This is a genomic window from Planotetraspora sp. GP83 (genome assembly GCF_041262585.1).
GTDB lineage: Bacteria > Actinomycetota > Actinomycetes > Streptosporangiales > Streptosporangiaceae > JAOEGB01.
In genome coordinates this window covers 214528-230645 of sequence record NZ_JBGCBZ010000011.1, presented here as the reverse complement: position 1 = coordinate 230645, position 16118 = coordinate 214528, and the positions used below count along the sequence as shown (strand labels likewise).

Genomic DNA, 16118 nt, shown 5'->3' with positions numbered 1-16118 from the left:
GAGCGAACGGCCGCGGATATGAAAGCCATTCACGTCGAGATGTGGGACGGCAGGTTTGGGCAAAGTGAAGATTGGAAATCACTATGGGTCCGGCGTCGGCGGGCACCCCGGGCGCCGGCGTACGTAGCCCCAGCTCATCGGTATGGTTATAAATCCCGACATGACCGTCCGAATCTCTCTAGAGAGGCCCCCGCTGACGGTAATATCTACGCCGCTAAATAGGAGTTTCGGACGGGCCGTATAGCAATTTTCGATGTTTATCATCGAGTGATGACTTCGCTGGTTCCTTTCCTTCCCAACAGTTGGCCGTCAGTCTAAGATCTCGTTCTATGTATCGGTATGCATCAGGATTTCCAGATAGGCAAGTGCGACCCCATAGTCGCAGTGATGCTCTGGCCGAACATGACATCCAAACCGCCCTGACTCCCCCTCCTCGCTCATGAGCGCGCCCACCGGTACGGGGGACATCGCGCTCGACCCCGGCCGGGGGATGGCCTGGGTGAACGAACACGGCGCTCATCTGGTGGACTACGCGTCCTACCACCTTGACGACGCGCGCATGCTCGCGGCGGTCAGCGCCGCCCTGAGCGCCTGCAGTGTCCAGGCGCCGCCCGCGCACGTGACGGACCGGGCGTGGCTGCTCGCCGTGCTCCGGCGCGAGTGCGGCTCCGGCGGCCGGGACGGGTACCGGCCCGGTCCGGGACCCGGCGCCCCCGACGACGGCGCGGTGTGGCGCGCCTGGACGCTCGTCGATCCGCTCGGCGCCGAAACGCTGCGCCTGCTGTACCGCCACGAGTTACCGCTGCGGGATCTGTCGTATGTCCTGTCCCTGCCCGTGCGCGAGCTCGGCAGGCTGGTCACCCGCACGCAGGACGTGGTGGAGATCCTCGTGAGCGGACTGGACAGCATCGCCCGCGGCCGTCCCATCTGCCCCGACCTCGTGCCGTTGGTGTCCGATCTGTTCCCTGACGAGCCCGGAGGGCGGACCGCGGGCGACTCCAGCGCCGCCCGGGCGGCCCTGCTGTCGCACATCGTCAAGTGCGTCGTGTGCAACCGGCCCATCAACATCCGGTACACGGTGCCGCAGATCCTCTCGCATCCCCCGATCTCCGGCCTGACGCCCGAGGTCAGGCGGCGTCTCCTCGATTCGCTCCCCGATGTTGGCACGCTCCCGGCACGCGTTCACCGGCCCCCCTCGTCGTTCGGCATGCCGCTCTCCGCCCCGGTCGACGCCGGCTTGATCGCGCCCGAGGAGACCAAGCCGCTCGCGCCGCCCACGGTCACACCGCCTCCCGCCTCCGCGCGGCCCGCGCGGCCCGCGGTCACACCGCCTCCCGCCTCCGTGCGGCCCGCGGTCACACCGCCTCCCGCCTCCGTGCGGCCCGCGGTCACACCGCCTCCCGCCTCCGTGCGGCCCGTGCCGCCCCCCACAGACCGCGCCCGTACGGCAAGCCCTCCCGAGAGGCCGCGTCCGGACAGTGCCCCGGAGGGAACGGGACCGGCCGGTCCGGTGCACCCGGCGGACCCGCCGGCTGCCTCCGGGCACGACACCCCGCTCTATGACGCGCTGATGTCCCAGATCTACGCGCGTGAGGCTCTCGCCCGCGGGGGCGACGCCGCCCAGACCACGCCGCCCGGCGACCGCGACTTCCGCGATGGGCATTTCGGTGACATGGGGGACTTCGGCGACAGGCCCGGCGTGCACCGCATCGGGGTGACGGTCCGGATCGCGGAGGTCTTCACAAAAGCTGGGGCGCTGATCCGCACCACCACCCTCAGGATCATCATCGTGGTCGTCGCGGGCGCGGCGGGCACACTCGCGGGGATCAACCTCCTGAGCCCGGCCGCACAGACACGGGAACCCGCGCGATCTCTCGAGTCCTCCGTCACCCAGGCCACCATTCCCGGGCAGACCACCATTCCCGGGCAGACCGCCATTCCGGGCCGGGTGAGCGTGACCGCGCAGCCGAGCGTCCCCGCGCAGGGCGGAAGCCCCGCGCCGCAGAGCCAGGTCGTCGGCGGGGTTCAGGTGCCGACGGTCGTCACGCTCGACGACTTCGGCCGGGGCAGCATCACGCTGACGGCGGCCGAGAAGCCCCTGGAGTGGCGGATAACGGCCCACGGCCTGGCCGTCAAGCCGTCCAGCGGCACCCTGAAGCCCGGACACACCGACGTGATCAGCGTGCGCGCCCTCCGGGTGCGCTACTGGTGCGGCGTGCCCGCCCCCGTCACGACCCCGTTGGTCCTGCACGGACCCCGCGGCGAGAGCACCACGACGGTGCGGTGGCGCACCTGCTGACAGCCCATGTCATCCGTGCTCTGTGAAAGGACCCCCTCGCCATGACAGAGATCGACTCTCCAGTGTCCGTTCCGGCCGACCAATTCCCCGAGTCGGCGCCCCTCACGGCGGAGCATCTGCTCATCAACCGGCGTGCGGAGCCCGCGGGCGGGTGGAGGCGGCTCGTCTACCAGCTCTCCGGCGGAAAGATCATTCCTGCGGAGTCGTCCGCCGAGCTGGAGCGCCGTACGCTGATCGCCCAGGCTCAGACGCCCGTGGCGAGCGGCCACCACCGCATCGCCGTCATGAGCCTCAAGGGCGGCGTGGGCAAGACCACGACGACCGCCGCGCTCGGCAACACGCTCGCCTCCCTCCGGGGCGACCGGGTGATCGCGATCGACGCCAACCCGGACCGGGGGACTCTCGGCATCAAGGTCAAGTCCGAAACGGCCGCGACCATCCGTACGCTGCTCGCCGAAGCGCCGCACATCGTCCGCTATGCCGACGCCCGTGCCTTCACCTCGCAGTCGCCCGCCCGGCTGGAGGTGCTGGCGTCCGACACCGACCCCGCCGTCAGCGAGGCGTTCAACGCGGAGGACTACCGCACGGTCGCCGGGCTGATCGAGCGCTACTACTCGATCTGCATCACCGACTGCGGGACCGGCCTGTTGCACGGAGCCATGGGCGCGACCCTGGAGCTGGCCGACCAGATCGTGCTGGTCAGCCTGGTCGCGGTCGACGGCGCGAGCTCGGCCGCCGCCACGCTGGACTGGCTCACCGCCCACGGCTACGGAAGCCTCGTCAAGAACGCCATCGTCGTGCTGAACGCCGTGGAGCCCAAGTCGCACGTCGACGTCGACCTGCTGGAGCGGCACTTCGCGACGCGGTGCCGGGCCGTCGTCCGCGTGCCGTACGACCCGCATCTCAAGGAGGGCGCCGAGGTCGATCTCTCCCGGCTGCGGCCCACCACCCGAGGCGCGTACCTCCGCCTGGCGGCCGCCGCGGGACAGGCGTTCGGGCAGCGGCCCGACCGGGGCAACTAGTGGGCACGGTCACCCCGGACCCGATGCTCGACTGGGACCTGAGCGCCCCCCGGCGGAGCCCCCGCGTAACGGTGCTCTTCGTGGCCGCGGCCGTGACGGTGGTCGTCGCCATCGTGGTCATCGTCGTGCAGCTCCGGGGGCCCGATCCCGCGCCCGCGCCCCCGCCGGTCCGCGTCGCGAACGCCGTCGCGCTGGCCCCGCCCACCGGCCACCAGAGCGACGGCGGTTATCCCATCGGGTTTCCGCGCACCGAGCTGGGAGCCGTCTCCGCGGCGGCGGCGGCCTTGGAGGCCGCGTGGACGCTGGACGCCGCCCAGGCCGAGCAGGCGGCCGTCCTCTACGCGCCGCCCGAGCAGCGGGAGGCCGCCCGCGCCGGAGCACGCGCCGCCGCGCGCGGATGGCGGGAAACCCTGGGCCTCCCCTCGGAGGGCGATCTGCCTGAGGGCGCGGCCCTGCGGACGCAGACGATCGGCGTCCAATGGCAGGCCCGAGCCGAGGACCAGATCCAGGTGTCCGTCCTCGTGCAGGTCACCGCGACGAAGGGGACCACGGACACCGGCCCCGTCTACTCCAGCCCCTACGCCATGAGCCTCCTCATGAAGTGGCTCCCCCACATGCGCGGCACGAACCAGGGGGACTGGGTCAACATCCCCGATCCCACGCCTCCCGCCGTGCCCGCCGCCGCTCTCCCCGGAACGCCCGAGTTCGCCGCGGCGGGCTGGAAGCCCCTCACCGGTCCACGGCCCACCCCTTAGATCGAGGAAGAGCCATCCATGACCCCACGCATCTCCTCCCGGCGCGCCACTCTCGTCTCCGGCCTCCTACTGGCCGCGGTGTCCGCGACGACCGGCGCGATCATCGCCCAGCCCTGGGCCGCCATGGCGGACCCCAGCGTGGATATCCCCCCGCCCCGGGACGACGTCGTCCCCGGGGCGCCCGAGCCGACCGCCACCGTGACCCTGGACCCGCCCGCCGGCCCGACAGCCACGGCCGGGCCGACCTCGGCCCACGAGCCCGAGCCGTCTCAGAACAGAGACGCTCCGTCGAATCCTGAGCCGAGCTCCGCGGGCGATGCGACTCGCACCGCGGACCCGTCGTCCTCGCAGCCGCCCCGTTCCGAACCGGCGGCGTCGCAACCGCCGCACTCGGAGCCGCCGCACTCGGAACCGCCGGCGGCGAAGTCGGCGGACCCGGACGCGCGGACGTCACAGCCGACGCACTCCGCCAGACCGACCGACACCGATACGCCGACCTCCACCCCGGCCGCCACGCCTACGGCGTCCGCCACGGCGACTCCGGACGCGACACCCGCCGCGACACCCACTGCGACACCCACTGCGACGCCGACCGCCACGCCTGCGGCGTCGCCCACGCCTACGCCCACCGCGTCGCCCAGCCCGTCTCCAACCCCGAAGCATTCGTCGAAGCCGACGTCGAAACCGTCGAAACCGTCCTCCAAGCCGACCTCGAAGGCCCCCGATCAGAAGCCGGACGCTCCAAAGGGGGACAAGAAGACGGATCCGCCCGCGGCAAGCCCGACCCCCACGGTGACGCCGTCCGCGGTGATCACACCGACCCCTGTCGCTTCCCCGGCCGTCCTGCCTTCGCCGTCGTTCGGCCTCCCGAGCGGCGTTCCCAACGGCATCTACGGCGGCCTCCCGAGCGGCCTGCCGGGCGGGGTTTCGAACGGCATCTACGGCGGTTTCCCCAACGGCGTCCCCAATGGTGTCCCGAACGGTCTCCCGGGCGGCCTTCCGGCGGGTGTTCCCAACGGCATCTACGGCGGCGTGCCGAGCGGTCTTCCGGGCGGCCTTCCCGGTGGACTTCCGGGTGGAGTCCCGAACGGCGTCCTTCCTCTGCCGCCATTGGCGGGATCCACGGCCTCGACCTGGAGCCTCGCACCGTGGCGTGGGCGGACGATCGACCTGTTCGGGAGACCACAGGCGGCCCTGGCGCAGGCGGCCTCGCCCGCCGCCCCGAGCTGGGTGTTCGCTCCGCCCGTCGCCAAGATCGCCGTGACCGCGCAGTCCGCCCCCAGCGTCTCCGCCGGGAACGTGACCCAAGACCTCAGGAACTGCTGGATTTTCAGCCCGACGACGCGATGCGCCCGGACGGCCTGACACGAGCCCGGCCTGACACGAGCCCGGCCTGACACCCGGGCGGGGTGACGCGCGGCCGCGCCGTACGGTTCCGCGTCAAAGCGGGCCGTACGGCGCGGCGGTTGTCGGCAGGTGATCTCAGGTAGTCGTCAGGTGATCGTCACAGGTAGGGGCGCTGGCCGCGCTTGGCCTTCTCGTAGCGGCTCCGGGCCTGCCGGACCTCGGCGAGCTCGGACACCTCGGCGACGGGGACGTCCCACCAGGCCTGGGAGTCGGGACCGGGGGCCGGGGCGGCCCTGGCGTAGACGACCGTGGTCCGGGACGACGCGACGGCACGGTCCAGCGCCGCCCGCAGCGAAGCGGGGTCGTCGGCGGTCAGGACGTCTGCCCCGAGGCTGGCCGCGTTGGCGGCCAGGTCCACGGGCAGACGTCCGCCGTCGAGATCCCCAGTGGCGCCCCGCATCCGGTAGGAGGTGCCCAGCCGTTGCGCGCCGACCGACTCGCTGAGGTTGCCGATCGAGGCGAAACCGTCGTTGTCCACGAGCACGACGACGAGCTTGACGCCCTCCTGCACGGCGGTGGCGATCTCCTGGGCCATCATCAGGTAGGACCCGTCGCCCACGAGCACGAACACCTCGCGCTCGGGCCGGGCGAGCTTGACCCCGAGTCCACCGGCGATCTCGTAGCCCATGCAGGAGTATCCGTACTCGACGTGATACTGCCCGGGGTCCGACGGCCGCCACAGCCGGTGCAGGTCGCCGGGCATCGACCCGGCCGCGTTGACGACCACGCCGCCCTCGGCGACCTCGTTGAGGACGCCGAGCAGCACCGGTTGGGTCAGCGTCGGCCCGCCGTACGCCTTGGTGACCTCGGCCTGCCAGTCCTGGGACAGGGTCGTGGCCCGCGCGGTCCATTCGCGGTCGGCCCGCCAGCCATTCACATCGAGCGACCTCAGTCCCTCTCGGGCGTCGGCGACGAGCGACACGCCCGAATGCTTGGCCGCGTCGAACGCCATCACGTTGACGTTGAGGAACCTGGCCTCGCCGAAGAGGGTCCGCGAGGCGGTGGTGAAGTCGCTGTACCGGGTGCCGACCCCGATCACCAGGTCGGCCTCTCGGGCCAGCGCGTTCGCGGCGGCCGTGCCGGTGTGCCCGATCGCGCCCACGGCCTGCGGATGGTCGTACGGCAGCGCGCCCTTGCCCGCCTGCGTCTCGGCGACCGGGACGCCGTACCGCTCGGCGAACTCCCGCAGCTCGTCCCACGCCTCGCTGTACTTGACCCCGCCCCCGGCGACGATCAGCGGCCTCTTCGAGCCGCTCAACGCCTGTACGGCTCTCGCCACGGCGGCCGGCTCCGGCACGGGCCTGGCGATGTGCCAGACGCGGCGCTCGAACAGCTCCTCCGGCCAGTCGTACGCCTCGGCCTGGACGTCCTGGGGCAGGGCGAGGGTCACGGCGCCCGTGTCGGCCGGGTCGGTCAGCACGCGCATCGCCGCGAGCAGCGCCGAGGGGAGCTGCTCGGGCCGGTTGATCCGGTCGAAGAAGCGACTCACCGGCCTGAGGGAGTCGTTCACGCTGACGTCGTACGATCGGGGGTCTTCGAGCTCCTGCAGCACCGGGCTCGCGACGCGGGTCGCGAAGATGTCGCCAGGCAGCAGCAGCACGGGCAGCCGGTTGATCGTCGCCAGCGCCGCGCCGGTGACCAGGTTGGTCGCTCCCGGCCCGATCGAGGTCGTGCAGGCGAACGTCGACCGTCTGCCGGTCGCCCGCGCGTACCCCACCGCGGTGTGCACCATCGCCTGCTCGTTGCGGGCCAGATAGTACGGCAGGGCCGACTTGGTGCCCGCGCCCTGCTCGGCGAGCGCCTGGCCGATGCCCGCCACGTTGCCGTGGCCGAAGATGCCGAAGCAGCCCTCGATGAGCCGCCGCTCGACTCCATCCCGCTCGCTCCACTGCTGCGACAGGAACCTGACCAGCGCCTGCGCGACCGTCAGCCGCACCGTCGGCCTCATGCCCTCCTCCCGAGTGGCACGCGCGTCAGGGACGCGGCCGTGTCCACGGCGGCCGCCTCGGCGATCGTCAAGCGGTCACCTCGCGGAGGGCGACCGGCCGTCCCTCGCGGTGGGACAGGTCGGCGGCTTCGGCGAGGTAGAGGGCGGCGAGGGCGTCCCGCGCGGTGCACGGGCTCTCGCGCTCACCCCGGGCGGCGGCCAGGAAGGCGCCCATCTCCGCCACGTAGGCGTCCTCGAACCTCGTCTGGAAGTCCGGCCACGGGTCGCCGTGCGGGGTGAGGCCGTCGGCCGAGTGCAGCGGCGACCGGGCGCTCAGCCCGACCGCCCAGGTCGCCCGCGTCCCGGCCAGCTCCATGCGGACGTCGTAGCCGTTCCCGTTGTAGCGCGACCCCTGCATCGTGACGAGGGTGCCGTCGTCCAGGGTGAGAACGGCGGCGCTGTTGTCCACGTCGCCCGCCGCCGCGAAGAAGTCCGCGCCCCGATTAGACCCGATGGCGTAGACCGTCTCCACCTCGCGGCCGGTGACCCAGCGCAGAATGTCGAAATCGTGGATGTGACAGTCGCGGAAGATCCCGCCGGACTGCGCCACGTATCCGGCCGGAGGCGGCGCCGGATCCCCGGTGAGCATGTGCACCCGATGGAGGTCACCCAGCTCGCCGTCGAGCAGCGCCTGCCTGGCGGCGGTGTAGCCCGCGTCGAAGCGCCGCTGGAAGCCGATGTGCACCATGGTGCCGCTGCGCTCGACGGCGTCGACGACCTCCAGCGTCTCCCCGACGGTGGGGGCGGCCGGCTTCTCACAGAACGCCGGCACGCCCTTGTCGCAGGCGCGGATCAGCAGCTCCGCGTGGGTGGAGGTCGGCGTCGCGATCACCACCGCGTCCGCGTCGAATGGGTCACCGGTCGTGGCGCCGTACTTCTCCGCGACGGCCGCGACCCGTGCCGCGTCGGCGTCGGAGACGACGAGCTCGTCCACGAGGGAGGAGAGGGTGGCGGCGTGAAACTCGCCGATTCGGCCGAGGCCGAGCAAACCCACACGCATGACGACTCCTTACGAATTCTCGCGGCGCAGCCGCAGCGTCAGCACCTGGAACGGCCGCAGGCTGACCGGGATGCCGCCGTCGGCCTCCACGGAGACCGGCGTCTCGCCGAGCGGGCGCTCCAGCAGGTCGGCGACCTCCACCGAACTCACGGGGAAGGAGGGTAGCAGGCGGGTCGTACCCCGGCCGCCGAGCGACTCGTACACCCGGACGATCACGTCGCCGGAGCGGTCGTCGGCGAGTTTGACGGCCTCGATGCGTACGGCGCGGCCCTCCGCGGTGACCAGCGGCGCGGGGGCGTCGCCGGTGCCGCCCGCCGTGACCCGGAGCGGCAGGTTGACCGCGTAGCCGGACGCGACGGCGTCGGCGACGGTGGCGCCGGGGACGAGGGCGTAGGTGAGGTGGTGTTTGCCTTGGTCGGCTTCGGGGTCGGGGACGCGGGGGGCTCGGACGAGGCTGAGGCGGGCGGTGGTGGTGGTGCCTCCGTCGGGGCGGGTGGTGCGGCCGACGTCGTGGCCGTAGGTGGAGTCGTTGGCGATGGCGATGCCGTAGCCGGGTTCGGTGAGGTGGATCCAGCGGTGGTTGGAGACCTCGAAGCGGGCGATGTCCCAGCTGGTGTTGGTGTGGGTGGGGCGGAAGATGTGGCCGTATTGGATCTCGGAGGCTTCGCGGTCGGCGTGCACGTCGAGGGGGAAGGCGGCCTTGAGGATCTTCTCCCGTTCGTGCCAGTCGATGTCGGTTTCGATCTCGATGCGGGGGCTGCCGGCCGTCACCCGGACCGTCTGGACGATCCGGGAGGCGCCGAAGGAGCGTTCGATCCGGACGGCGGCGAGGAGCGGCCCGCGCTCGGTCACGGTGACCGAGTCGGCCTGGGTGAGGTCGAGGTGTTGCCGCTTGTAGTGGCGGTCGATGTCCCAGGCGTCCCAGTAGTTGGGGTAGTCGGTGTGGAGTTGGAGCAGGTTGCCGCGGGAGCCGGGGGCGAGCACCTCGCGGCCGGCGACCAGGTCCCTGACCGAGGTGAACAGCCCCGCCTCGTCGATCTCCAACCGGATCACGCCGTTGTCGATCGTCGTTACCTGAGTCTCGGTGACGGTGACCGGCGCGGGCGGCGTCACGGACGCGCTGAGCCGTGCCGTGCCGGAGCCGGGGACCTCGGCGTAGACGGCGGCCGAGCCGTCCGTGAGGGTCTGGCCGGTGTCGCCCGCCAGCCCGCCCGTCGGCTCACTTGCCAGGGCGGCTGCGAGGTCGGCGGGGACGGTCACGACCTCGGCGCGGGTCTCCGGGCTGGTGTTGAGCACCCAGGCGGACTGGCCGGTCCCGGCGAGCGCGGCGGCGGCCGTCGCGGTGATGGTTTCGAGGTCGGCGCGGACTTGGGCGTAGGTGGCTTCGGCTTCGCGGTGCACCCACGCGATGGAGCTGCCGGGCAGGATGTCGTGGAACTGGTGCAGCAGCACGATCTTCCAGAGCCGGTCCAGTTCCTCATGCGGGTAGGCGAATCCGGTGTGGACGGCGGCGGTCGCGCACCACAGTTCCGCCTCGCGGAGCAGGTGCTCGCTGCGCCGGTTACCGGCTTTGGTCCTGGCTTGGCTGGTGTAGGTGGCGCGGTGCAGTTCCAGGTACAGCTCGCCGGACCAGACGGCGGCGTCGGGCTGGTCGGCGCGGGCGGCGGCGAAGAACGCGTTGGGGTCCTCGATCACGACGCGGGGGGAGCCTTCGAGGTCGCGCAGGCGGCGGGCCTTTTCCAGCATCTCGCGGGTGGGGCCGCCACCGCCGTCGCCGTGCCCGAACGGCAGCAACGACCGCACACCCGCGCCCTTCTCGGCGTAGTTCCGGACGGCATGGGCCAGCTCTTTGCCCTCGAACGTGCCGTTGTAGGTGTCGGCGGGCGGGAAGTGGGTGAAGATCCGGGTCCCGTCGATGCCCTCCCACCAGAAGGTGTGGTGGGGGAACTTGTTGGTCTGGTTCCAGGAGATCTTCTGGGTGAGGAACCAGTCCATCCCGGCCAGGCGGGCGATCTGGGGGTAGGCGGCGGTGTAGCCGAAGGAGTCGGGCAGCCAGACCCCGCGCGGCTCGACACCGAACTCGTCCATGAAGAACCGCTTGCCGTGCACGAGCTGGCGGGCCAGGGCCTCCCCGCCGGGCAGGTTGCCGTCGGCCTCCACCCACATGCCGCCCACCGGGATCCACTGCCCGGCCTTGATCGCCTCCCGGATCCGCTCGAAGATCTCCGGGTAGCGCTCCTTCACCCAGGCGTACTGCTGGGCCTGCGGCCCGGAGAACACGAACTCCGGGTAGTCCTTGGCCAGCGCGGTGACGTTGGAGAACGTCCGCGACGTCTTGCGCTTGGTCTCCCGGATCGGCCACAGCCACGCGCTGTCGATGTGCGCGTGCCCGGTCGCGGAGACGGTGTGGGCGCTGGCGTGTGCGGGGGAGGACAGCACGCCGGCGAGGCGCGCCCGCGCCCGCTCGGCGGTGCCGGCCACGTCCTGGATGTCGATGGCGTCCATGCACCGCTCCAGCGCGCGGAGGATCTCGTGCCGGCGCGGGCTGTCGACGGGCAGTTCGGCCATCAGCTCCTTCAGCACCTCGATGTCCAGGCGCAGGTGCCACACGTTCTCGTCGAGGACGGCCAGGTCGGCGTGGGCCAGCCGGTAGAGCGGCTCGTCCCCGGCGGTGGCCTTGTCGCCCAGCGGCGTCGGCAGGAAGTCGTTGGCCAGGATGTCGGGGTTGGCGGCCATCTCCAGCAGCAGGCCGACCTGCTCCCCGCCCTGGCTGGGGTTGGCGACGGGGACGTACTGGTTCATCGGCTCGATGCCCTTGACGGGCCGGCCGTCCAGGTCGTAGACCAGCGCCTCGGCCTGGTTGCCGGGCCAGTCGCCGACGAAGCCCAGGTCGAACACGGCCTCGACCCGCCGCCCGGCCCACTCGGCCGGCACCGTCCCGGTCGCGCGCAGCCACGTGGTCGACCACGGCCGGCCCCACCGGGTCCCCGCCTCGAACGGCTCATAGTCCGCGGCCAGGGCGTCCGCCACCGGCACCGGCTCATCCGGAACATGCCAGGCGGCCAACCGCAGGGGAACACGCTCGGCATAGATCGCGGGGATGACCCGCTGCCGCAGCACCCGGTCGATCCGCCCCTCGACCAACTCGCGGTCATCGTGCATCGGTGTTCAGTTCCTTCCGCGGAGGTAGCCGAGCTGGGGAAGCTCTTGTTCGTAACGTTCCAGCAGCCGTCCGGCCAGTGTGACCGAGTCGATGAGCGGGTGGACGGCCAGGGCGCGCAGGGCGGCCTGACGGGAGCCGGTGGTGGCCGCCTCGATGACCGCCCGCTCGACCGCCTTGACGCTGGTGACCAGGCCCTGGGCGTGGTCGGGAAGCGGGTCGACGGCCACCGGCCGGGGGCCGTTGGCGTCCACGAAGCAGGGCACCTCTACGACGGCGTCGCCGTCGAGGGCGCTGATGGAGCCGCGGTTGCGCACGTTGAGGATGAGCGTCGTGCGCTCGTCCAGCGCGATCGCCCGCATGAGGGCGAGGGCCACCTGCTCGTAGCCGCCGGACTCCAGGTCGCAGGACTCGCGCTCCCCGGCGCCGACCGCCTCGCGGTTCTCCGCCATGTAGGTGGTCTCGCGCTCCAGCCGGGTGTTCTCCCACAGGTCCAGCGCGGAGCCCGAGGTGTCCGAGTAGAAGCGCCGCTGCTGGTCGATGAGCACCGCGCCCCGGGTCTGCCGGGCCGCCCGCGCGGCCTCGACCGCGTCGCGGTTGAAGTAGTAGTAGTGCAGATACTCGTTCGGGATGGCGCCGATCGTCCGCAGCCACTCGCCGCCGAAGAGCTTGCCCTCCTCGAACGAGGTCAGGGCGTCCTCGTCCTGGAGCAGGCCCGGCAGCAGGTCACGGCCTCCGACGCGTACGGCGCGGAGCCAGCCGAGGTGGTTGAGGCCGGCGTAGTCGAGCCAGACGGCGGCCGGATCCACCCCCAGCGCGTGGGCGACACGGCGGCCGAGCCCGACGGGGGAGTCGCAGATGCCGATGACCCGGTCGCCGAGGTGGCGGGACATCGCCTCGGTGACCGTGCCGGCGGGGTTGGTGAAGTTGATGACCCAGGCGTCGGGGGCGACCGCGGCGACCCTGCGGGCGATGTGGTCGGCCACCGGCAGCGTGCGCAGGCCGTAGGCGATGCCGCCGGCCCCCACCGTCTCCTGGCCGAGCACGCCCTCCTGGAGCGCGACCCGCTCGTCGACGGCGCGGCCTTCCAGCCCGCCGACGCGGATCGCCGAGAACACGAAGTCGGCTCCGGCGAGGGCCTCGTCGAGGTCGGTGGTGACACGCACCTCCGGGGCGTCGGGGACGCCCTCGGCCTGCTCGGCGAGCACCCGGCCGATCGTCGCGATCCGGGAGGCGTCCAGGTCGTGCAGGGTGACGTGGGTCACCCGGCCCTTCCCCCGGTCCTCCAGGAGCGCTCGATAGACCAGCGGGACCCGGAAGCCCCCGCCGCCGAGAATGGTCAGCCTCATACCTCGATCACCTCTACCCCCGCTTCGCGCAGCGCGGCGCCGGTCACCGGCTCCACGGGCGCGTTAGTCACCACGATGTTCAGATCACCTGGCTCACAGACCTTGGCCATGCCCGTCCCGGGGAACTTCCCGACGTCGGCCACCAGCACCACGCGGTCACTGGCCGCGATCATGGCCCGCTTGACCGGGACCTCCACCACGGTGGTGTCCATGACCTGCCCGCCGGGGCGGACCCCGCTGGTGCCGAGGATCAGCCGGTCGGCATGCACCTGCCGCAGGTTGTCCTCCGTCAGGTAGCCCACCAGCGACCGGTAGTCACGCCGCAGCATCCCGCCGAGGAGCATCACCTGGATGCTCTCCTCGTCCTGGAGCTCGTCCAGCACGGCGAGGCTGCTCGTGATCACCGTGAGGGAACGGCCCTTGAGCTGCCGTGCCACCCGGTGCGTGGTCGTCCCCACGTCGAGCAGGACGGTTTCGCCGTCCTTGATGAGCTCCGCGCAGCGCCGCGCGATCGCGTCCTTCTCCTCGGACCTGATCTCGGCGACGTCCATGAAGGGGTCGTCCCTGTCGTCGATCGGCATCGCGCCGCCGTGCACGCGCCTGAGCAGCCCTTCCTCGCCGAGCTGCACGAGGTCGCGCCGGATGGTGGCGTGGCTGGCGCCCAGCCGTTCCGCGAGCAGCTCGACGGTGGCCGGGCCGTCGGAGCGGAGGATGCGCAATATCAACTCGTGCCGTCGGTCCCTGAGCATGTCAGCGACCATAGCGCGCAAAGTCGCTCACCGCTATAGGTCGATCCGAGCATTTTCGGTCAGCCTCTTGCTAAAGGACTGCTCATGGGTGCACGATCCTGCGTACTCGGTTGGTTCGATCCGGCCAAATCAGTTCATTATTCTCATAAGGTGGGTAAAGCCGCATGAGCGCAGACGTTGACGTGTTCCTGTCAGGGCTGCTGTTCTACGACCTGGTCTTCACCGGGTTGGAGGACGCGCCCAAGCTGGGCACCGAGACGTGGACCGGTGGCATGGCGTCGGGACCCGGCGGCATCGCCAACTTCGCCGTCACACTCGGACGGCTCGGACTGCGCACATCGCTGGCGGCCGCTTTCGGAGACGACTCCTATGGTCGCCACTGCTGGGACACCCTTGAGTCCGAAGGCGTGGACCTGTCCCCGTCGCGGCGTCTGACCGGCTGGAACACGCCGGTGACCGTCTCGCTGGCCTACCAGGGAGACCGGGCGCTGGTGACCCACGGCGCGGAGCCGCCGGGGACCCCGGAGGATCTGCTCGGCGAGCCTCCGACGGCCCGCGCGTCGATCGTCCACCTGGAGGCGGGACCCGTCCAGGCCAGCGGTCTGATCTTCGCCGACCTCGGCTGGGACCCGTCGCAGGAATGGTCGCCCGACGTGCTGGACCAGCTCGCCGGGTGCCACGCCTTCATGCCCAACGCGTACGAGGCGATGAGCTACACCCGCACCGACACCCCCGAGGCGGCGCTGGCGAAGCTGGGCGAGCTGGTGCCGCTGGCGGTCGTGACCTGCGGAGTCGAGGGCGTGCTCGCCGTCGACGCCACCACGGGCGAGTCCGCCCGAGTCCCGGGGCTCGCCGTGGACGCGATCGACCCGACCGGGGCCGGCGACGTGTTCGGGGCGAGCCTGGTCGCCGCCACGCTGGCCGGGTGGCCGCTCGCCGACCGGCTGCGGTTCGCCAACCTGTCCGCCGCGCTCTCCGTGCAGGGCATCGGGGGATCCATGGCGGCCCCCGGCTGGACCGGGATCGCCCGCTGGTGGCAGGACGTCACCGACCCGGATCTCCGCCGCGACTACGCATTCCTCTCGGATGTCATCCCTCAGTGAAAGGCCCTGATATGGAACTCTCCCGGAGAAGGCTTCTGCAGGCCGCCCTCCTGTCCGCCGGTTCCGCCGCGCTGGCCGCGTGCGGCTCGGGCTCCGGTTCGGGGGCCGACGCCAAGGAGCTGACGCTCTGGTACTGGGGTGGGGGCCTCAGCGACAAGGTCGTCGCGGACGCGGTGAAGCACTTCACGCAGACGAAGCTGAAGCCGTCGCTGATCGGCGGTGACTTCAAGCAGAAGCTGGTGACCACGCTGACCGGCCGCCGGTTCGTCCCGGACATCACCGGCATCAAGGGCGAGGACATCTCGTCCCTGCTGGTCCAGGCCAACCGGTTCACCGACCTGAACACGCTGGGGGCGGACAAGCTCGCGTCGCAGTTCGTGACGTGGAAGTGGAAGCAGGGCTCGACCAAGGACGGCAAGCTCATCGGCTTCCCGATCGACATCGGCCCGACCGCGATGTTCTACCGCCCGGACGTCTTCGCCAAGGGCGGGCTGCCCGAGAAGCCGGAGGACGTGGCGGCGGCCATGTCCACCTGGGATGACTACTACGCCGCCGGGCAGAAGCTGAAGACCGCCGTCCCCGGGACCTTCATGGTCCAGGACCCCACGGGGATCTTCCAGTTCGTGATCGGCCAAGGGTCCAAGCGCTTCATCGACGAGAGCGGCAAGTTCATCGGCGACCAGGACCACGTCCGCCGGGCGTGGGACCTCTCGGTCAAGCCCATCCAGATGGGGATCGCCGCGCCGTACGCCGCGAACGACCGGGACCTGTTCGCGGTCGCCGCCAAGGGCACCGTGCCGTCCATCATGGGCGCCGCGTGGCGCGCGCTGGACATGAAGGCGAACATGCCCGACAACGAGGGCAAGTGGCGGGTGGTCGCCATGCCGAGCGGCCCGGCCAACTACGGCGGCTCATTCCTGGCGATCCCCAAGGAGAGCCGCAACCCGCAGCTCGCGTTCCAGGTCATCACGTGGCTGCTGAGCCCCGAGAACCAGGCCCGCGGCTTCACCGACGCCGCCCTCTTCCCGTCCAGCCCGGCGGCCTACTCGCTCCCCGCGCTGATCGCGCCGGACCCGTTCTTCGGCGGCCAGAAGACCATCGAGGTCTTCGGCGACGCCGCCCAGAAGATCCCGGTCCAGTACGAGTCGCCCATCGACGCGGCGGTGTCCGCGCCCTTCATCAACGAGCTGCTGAACGTCTGGACGAAGGGCAAGAACGCTGACAGCGCCTGGTCCGACGCGGTCAGCAAGGCCAAGGAGATCGCTGATCGCCAGGGTGGGAACTGAG

13 protein-coding genes are annotated in these 16118 nt (G+C 71.3%); 6 read left to right on the top strand and 7 right to left on the bottom strand.

Annotated features, from left to right (window positions below; translation table 11 throughout):
• Positions 1-439 precede the first annotated feature (439 nt).
• The 3 genes from ABH927_RS17955 to ABH927_RS17945 are packed head-to-tail and all read left to right on the top strand — an operon-like array spanning position 440 to position 4076.
• The gene (locus ABH927_RS17955) at positions 440-2299 is read left to right on the top strand and encodes a hypothetical protein (protein WP_370022915.1); all 1860 of its coding nucleotides are present in this window, start codon (positions 440-442) and stop codon (positions 2297-2299) included.
• Positions 2300-2340: 41 nt separating this feature from the next.
• Positions 2341-3321 carry a MinD/ParA family protein gene (locus tag ABH927_RS17950; RefSeq protein WP_370022913.1) on the top strand — a complete coding sequence of 327 codons (981 nt, stop codon included), beginning with the start codon at positions 2341-2343 and terminating at the stop codon, positions 3319-3321.
• The gene (locus ABH927_RS17945) at positions 3321-4076 is read left to right on the top strand and encodes a hypothetical protein (protein WP_370022911.1); all 756 of its coding nucleotides are present in this window, start codon (positions 3321-3323) and stop codon (positions 4074-4076) included. The genes ABH927_RS17950 and ABH927_RS17945 overlap by 1 nt, the downstream gene beginning before the upstream one ends.
• Here ABH927_RS17945 and ABH927_RS17940 read toward each other — a convergent pair.
• Together ABH927_RS17940 and ABH927_RS17935 are read right to left on the bottom strand one after the other, a co-directional pair.
• Positions 4073-4309 carry a hypothetical protein gene (locus tag ABH927_RS17940; RefSeq protein WP_370022909.1) on the bottom strand — a complete coding sequence of 79 codons (237 nt, stop codon included), beginning with the start codon at positions 4307-4309 and terminating at the stop codon, positions 4073-4075. The genes ABH927_RS17945 and ABH927_RS17940 overlap by 4 nt on opposite strands.
• Positions 4310-4345: 36 nt before the next feature.
• Positions 4346-4780, bottom strand: a complete 435-nt coding sequence (locus tag ABH927_RS17935; protein ID WP_370022907.1) for a hypothetical protein — start codon at positions 4778-4780, stop codon at positions 4346-4348.
• A gap of 103 nt (positions 4781-4883) precedes the next feature.
• Here ABH927_RS17935 and ABH927_RS17930 point away from each other — a divergent pair, with 103 nt between their 5' ends.
• Positions 4884-5441 carry a hypothetical protein gene (locus ABH927_RS17930; protein WP_370022905.1) on the top strand — a complete coding sequence of 186 codons (558 nt, stop codon included), beginning with the start codon at positions 4884-4886 and terminating at the stop codon, positions 5439-5441.
• A 139-nt stretch (positions 5442-5580) separates the two neighbouring features.
• On the opposite strand, the gene iolD is transcribed toward ABH927_RS17930, so the two are convergent.
• The 5 genes from iolD to ABH927_RS17905 form a co-directional block, all read right to left on the bottom strand.
• Complete coding sequence (gene iolD / locus ABH927_RS17925; protein WP_370022903.1) at positions 5581-7431, bottom strand: 3D-(3,5/4)-trihydroxycyclohexane-1,2-dione acylhydrolase (decyclizing); 1851 nt, start codon at positions 7429-7431, stop codon at positions 5581-5583.
• A gap of 67 nt (positions 7432-7498) precedes the next feature.
• Positions 7499-8470 (bottom strand): Gfo/Idh/MocA family oxidoreductase, encoded by a 972-nt coding sequence (locus ABH927_RS17920; RefSeq protein ID WP_370022901.1) that lies wholly within the window; start codon positions 8468-8470, stop codon positions 7499-7501.
• Positions 8471-8479: 9 nt separating this feature from the next.
• Entirely contained in the window at positions 8480-11632 is a 3153-nt protein-coding gene (locus ABH927_RS17915; RefSeq protein WP_370022899.1) for an alpha-mannosidase, read from the bottom strand.
• A 6-nt stretch (positions 11633-11638) separates the two neighbouring features.
• On the bottom strand, positions 11639-12979 hold the full coding sequence (locus tag ABH927_RS17910) for a 6-phospho-beta-glucosidase (protein WP_370022897.1): 1341 nt from the start codon (positions 12977-12979) through the stop codon (positions 11639-11641).
• On the bottom strand, positions 12976-13728 hold the full coding sequence (locus ABH927_RS17905) for a DeoR/GlpR family DNA-binding transcription regulator (protein ID WP_370022895.1): 753 nt from the start codon (positions 13726-13728) through the stop codon (positions 12976-12978). Before ABH927_RS17905 ends, ABH927_RS17910 begins: the two co-directional genes overlap by 4 nt.
• 164 nt (positions 13729-13892) lie before the next feature.
• Here ABH927_RS17905 and ABH927_RS17900 point away from each other — a divergent pair, with 164 nt between their 5' ends.
• Both ABH927_RS17900 and ABH927_RS17895 read left to right on the top strand, forming a co-directional pair.
• Positions 13893-14831 carry a carbohydrate kinase family protein gene (locus ABH927_RS17900; protein ID WP_370022894.1) on the top strand — a complete coding sequence of 313 codons (939 nt, stop codon included), beginning with the start codon at positions 13893-13895 and terminating at the stop codon, positions 14829-14831.
• Positions 14832-14842: 11 nt separating this feature from the next.
• Positions 14843-16117, top strand: coding sequence for an ABC transporter substrate-binding protein (locus ABH927_RS17895; RefSeq protein WP_370022893.1), 1275 nt, complete (start codon positions 14843-14845; stop codon positions 16115-16117).
• Position 16118 lies beyond the last annotated feature (1 nt).

Excerpts from the sequence above, each read along its gene's own strand:
- ABH927_RS17920 (WP_370022901.1), bottom strand. The coding sequence starts at position 8,470 with ATGCGTGTGGGTTTGCTCGGCCTCGGCCGAATCGGCGAGTTTCACGCC.
- ABH927_RS17910 (WP_370022897.1), bottom strand. The coding sequence starts at position 12,979 with ATGAGGCTGACCATTCTCGGCGGCGGGGGCTTCCGGGTCCCGCTGGTC.
- ABH927_RS17915 (WP_370022899.1), bottom strand. The coding sequence starts at position 11,632 with ATGCACGATGACCGCGAGTTGGTCGAGGGGCGGATCGACCGGGTGCTG.
- iolD (WP_370022903.1), bottom strand. The coding sequence starts at position 7,431 with ATGAGGCCGACGGTGCGGCTGACGGTCGCGCAGGCGCTGGTCAGGTTC.
- ABH927_RS17950 (WP_370022913.1), top strand. The coding sequence starts at position 2,341 with ATGACAGAGATCGACTCTCCAGTGTCCGTTCCGGCCGACCAATTCCCC.
- ABH927_RS17900 (WP_370022894.1), top strand. The coding sequence starts at position 13,893 with ATGAGCGCAGACGTTGACGTGTTCCTGTCAGGGCTGCTGTTCTACGAC.
- ABH927_RS17955 (WP_370022915.1), top strand. The coding sequence starts at position 440 with ATGAGCGCGCCCACCGGTACGGGGGACATCGCGCTCGACCCCGGCCGG.
- ABH927_RS17905 (WP_370022895.1), bottom strand. The coding sequence starts at position 13,728 with ATGCTCAGGGACCGACGGCACGAGTTGATATTGCGCATCCTCCGCTCC.
- ABH927_RS17895 (WP_370022893.1), top strand. The coding sequence starts at position 14,843 with ATGGAACTCTCCCGGAGAAGGCTTCTGCAGGCCGCCCTCCTGTCCGCC.